General features: G+C 55.7%; 4 protein-coding genes. 2 read left to right on the top strand and 2 right to left on the bottom strand.

Going from position 1 to position 3,506, the window contains the following annotated elements; all coding sequences use genetic code 11:
* Together BN4575_RS20225 and BN4575_RS20220 are read left to right on the top strand one after the other, a co-directional pair.
* The coding region (locus tag BN4575_RS20225; RefSeq protein ID WP_068979552.1) for a hypothetical protein at positions 1–202 on the top strand (202 nt) is incomplete at its 5' end.
* A 108-nt stretch (positions 203–310) separates the two neighbouring features.
* Positions 311–550: a plasmid replication protein RepB gene (locus BN4575_RS20220; RefSeq protein ID WP_068979551.1), complete on the top strand. Its 240-nt coding sequence runs from the start codon at positions 311–313 to the stop codon at positions 548–550.
* Here BN4575_RS20220 and BN4575_RS20215 read toward each other — a convergent pair.
* A complete protein-coding gene (locus BN4575_RS20215) occupies positions 547–738 on the bottom strand; it encodes a hypothetical protein (RefSeq protein WP_068979550.1) in 192 nt (63 codons plus the stop codon). The genes BN4575_RS20220 and BN4575_RS20215 overlap by 4 nt on opposite strands.
* Entirely contained in the window at positions 735–1,739 is a 1,005-nt protein-coding gene (locus tag BN4575_RS20210) for a plasmid recombination protein (protein WP_068979549.1), read from the bottom strand. The genes BN4575_RS20215 and BN4575_RS20210 overlap by 4 nt, the downstream gene beginning before the upstream one ends.
* Between the last annotated feature and the right edge of the window lie 1,767 nt (positions 1,740–3,506).

The raw sequence follows: 3,506 nt of genomic DNA, 5'->3' as shown, positions 1-3,506 counted from the left end.
GTTCGACAAGCACCTGATCGAGCTTGATGGTGATCGGGTATGGCTACTGGATGCCGCTGGCAAGCGGTTGTGCGACATGACGGACATGCAGCTACTCGATCTGGGGAGCCGGATCAGCGTGGAAGGCGGCCTGCTCAACTTCGATTTGGAGGCCCAGAAGTGGCGGGAATGCCTCATTGCCTTGGGCCTTGAACTGGATTGAAAATCATTTTAGCGATTCGACGAATCATATTTCTAATTTGATTGATTTCACCCCCCTAGAGGGTAAAATCAAATTGTCGATTTGAAATTTCAAATAGGGGATTTGATGATGCAGGAAAAAGAGGCCAAGACCATTTTCGACATGGGCGGATTCTCCAAGGCGATGATCGTCCCAACCCCAATGGGGGCGGGGTTCCACCTCCATCTGATCCGCTTCGGCAAGGGCGGCACCGAGGTCGTGGAACGCCAGCGCGGAGGCTGGCGGGTCTTCTCCTCGATGGATGCTGCCGCCAACACCGCCAACGGCATTGGCTTTCGCCGAATCGAGATAGACCTCAGCAGCCGCTAGGGCCGAGCCCAGCGCAGCAGGGCAGCAAAGGCCGCCATCCATGCAGCCCCTTCGAAGTATGAGGGGGCCTCCCAGCCAAAGAAATCATGTAGTCCCATCAGGCCCATAAACCAGCCTCCCGAGGCGGTCACGGTCCCTTTCATGAAGAACACCGCGGCGAACAGCGCCGCTACGTGCCAGCCCTTCATGGACGCGGCCCTTGGTACTTCTTGGGCATTAGTTCGCGCAGCTTCTCGTCCAGTTCGTTGTTCTGATCGGCCAGTTGTCGGTTGTAGCCCTGCAGTTTTGTGATCTCCGCACCCTGTTTCCCTATCTGGGTCTCCAACTGCTTCACAATCTGCCCCGCATCCCACTTCAAGCTTAAAAGCTCCTGCTTGGCCTCGCCTAACGCTCTCTGAGCGATTTCAGCGGCTAACTCTGCCTGTTTGGCCTTCTCAAGCAAGTCGGCGCTATAGCGGCCTTTCTGGCGGCTAAACAGGGCTTGTTTGAGCTGGTCGTTCTCCTCCCTGAGGGCTGCGTTTTCGCGTTCCAATTTTTTGGCCTTGGCATGTCCGGTCACCTTATCGAGTATCGATGGTGCCGGCACCGGAGCTTGTCCGGCTGCCTTGTTCGGATCGTGCGGGGCACCGCCAGAGACGCCGGGTTTGTACTCGCAGGCGATGTGCGCATTGACGGCCTGCCATGCCCGCTTCCGCAGGGCTGCAACCCTGCTGGACCCGTCCAACCACGCCTTGGCCTGCAACTTACCGTCCTTGATCGGCGTTACGACAACATGGAAATGGGGGCTGCTCTCGTCTGTGTGGAGGTCGATCCCAACGATGTTTTCCTCTCCGAACTCCTTCGCCGCCCACGTTTTGATCCCTCGGGCGGCACTGTTCATCTGGTTGGCAATGTCGATCGGCCTTCCCTCGGGGAAGTCTGGCTCTGGTTCGTCTCGCCAGTCGGTCTGGTTGCCGAGCTGGATCACGAACTGGATGGCGTGCACAGCATCCTTCCTTTTTGCCAGATCCTTCGCTTTTTCCAGCAATTCAGACCGCCAAGGTTTTACCTGGTGGCGGCCTGCTGGGGAAAACCATGCCTCTTTTCTGAGCTGGCTTTCTGTGGCGTGGATGCGGACATTGTGCCCCTCTGATCTACCTGCTGCTGGGGCCTTCATCTTGTCGATTGCTAGCGAAAATGAGAGTGCCATTGTGTCTTTGCCCCCTGCTCTTTTGTCTCCGGTTACAGTACCAGATTGTGGAGGCAAAGTGTTCTCCTAACACTTTGTGCCAAAGTTGGAGCCCCTGCGGGGAGCTAAAATCAAACATGTTTGGCGCTGTCAGAGGGGGGGCGATTATGCGTTGATCTGTGGGGAAAAAGTTCCATTTTGGTGAAAGTTTAGGCTGGGGGGCTTGCCGCTCGTCACCGGCCCTATTTTTCCGCACCAACATAGGGCTTCAAACGGAGGCCTTCCCGCTTATCAAAAGGCTTGGCGGGCGATCAATTACGTAAACTGGTTTACAGTAAATTACTTTCGAAAGTAGAATGCTATTACAGGGGATCCCCCACTATGGTGGAGAGATCTCCAAAAAAAAAGCCGCCCGAAGGCGGCGATATACTTAGATGTTTACACAAAATACTTATAAACGATGCTCAAAATTGTGAGCAGGTCTATGAGCGCTTCAATCCAGTTTGATGCATTCATAGCAAACCTCAATTTGCATTGAACAAACAGAGGCCCAGCGTTCTGCTATTACCAGTAGCAGAGGCGGGCCTCTTGCTACTGCTCAACCATTAGCAAAGCATCGGGAACGATCTTACATGCTGATTGAGCTTGCGCCAATAGATCCGAACTTTGCTCACACTCCCTCCCTACTGTTTGCCTGTTTTTCGACCACCCCCCTCTATTCGGTATTAACTCCAGCCCTGTCGCATGTGCGTTATAACTGCCGCGCTTCGCTTGCCCCTACTCGGCTCCGGCACGGTCGGCGAGCCGACCTACCGGTTCGAGCAGGCCGATTTTTATGACTGGTTTGAGTAGGAAGTTGCGGTAACAGTTACCGCGTGGGGCTGGTGTTGTGATTTTGCAGTGATCGAAAAGCAGCTTGATCCATGATCACGGGCCAGAGTAAGCTGATGCCCGTAAACGAAAAAACCCGCCATAGGCGGGTTTTTCGGAAGCCTTCGGTATGGGGATACCTTGGACTTCTGGGTAACAGCTTCTGACGGGAAGCAGCTACCGAATACCAGCCAAGTTTAGCGGCACCATGCCGTTCCTTTCAAGCTAAATCCCGTCAGAACCCTGTTACCGCCCGTGTTGTGTGGGTGGTAGGACTCAGTGACGACAGCGCACAGCACGTATTTCAGCCCTCTACTGGGGTATCCGTAGAAAGGGGGCAGCCCGATGAGTGACGACAACGTGATGGATTGGCACCAGTACAGCCTGGAGTGCAACGCGCCGATGTTGGGGAAACCCTCCGGTGAACAGCCGCAGCCGTCCCGCTCCGTGTCGTGGCCAGCAGGGTCTACGGGCGGCTGATGTGCCGTGATGCTGGCAGGAGCAGGGACACCACCCGATGCTCTGCCGATGTGACCGACTGACCGACCGACGGCAGACGTGATCCGGCCAACCACTAGAGTCCCTGCATACGTGCAGGGCTCTAGGGTGAGTGTTGGCCTTAGCTCCCTCTTTCCCTCCCTCAAGCAGTCGCCATCGAAGCTCTCTAGGCAAGGTGGAGAGCATAGAGGCTGGGCTTTGAGGAAGGTCATCACTTCGACCTGACGAACAAGCCAGCAGGCAAGCGAAGCGCGGCAGGACATGCCCACGAACTTAACAGGAGGCCACATGGCGTTCGACAAGCACCTGATCGAGCTTGATGGTGATCGGGTATGGCTACTGGATGCCGCTGGCAAGCGGTTGTGCGACATGACGGACATGCAGCTACTCGATCTGGGGAGCCGGATCAGCGTGGAAGGC

This window comes from Aeromonas sp. EERV15 (genome assembly GCF_900079845.1).
GTDB lineage: Bacteria > Pseudomonadota > Gammaproteobacteria > Enterobacterales > Aeromonadaceae > Aeromonas > Aeromonas sobria.
Note: the sequence above shows the minus strand (reverse complement) of the source record. Positions and strands in the feature narration are given on the sequence as shown.

Excerpts from the sequence above, each read along its gene's own strand:
- BN4575_RS20220 (WP_068979551.1), top strand. The coding sequence starts at position 311 with ATGCAGGAAAAAGAGGCCAAGACCATTTTCGACATGGGCGGATTCTCC.
- BN4575_RS20215 (WP_068979550.1), bottom strand. The coding sequence starts at position 738 with ATGAAGGGCTGGCACGTAGCGGCGCTGTTCGCCGCGGTGTTCTTCATG.
- BN4575_RS20210 (WP_068979549.1), bottom strand. The coding sequence starts at position 1,739 with ATGGCACTCTCATTTTCGCTAGCAATCGACAAGATGAAGGCCCCAGCA.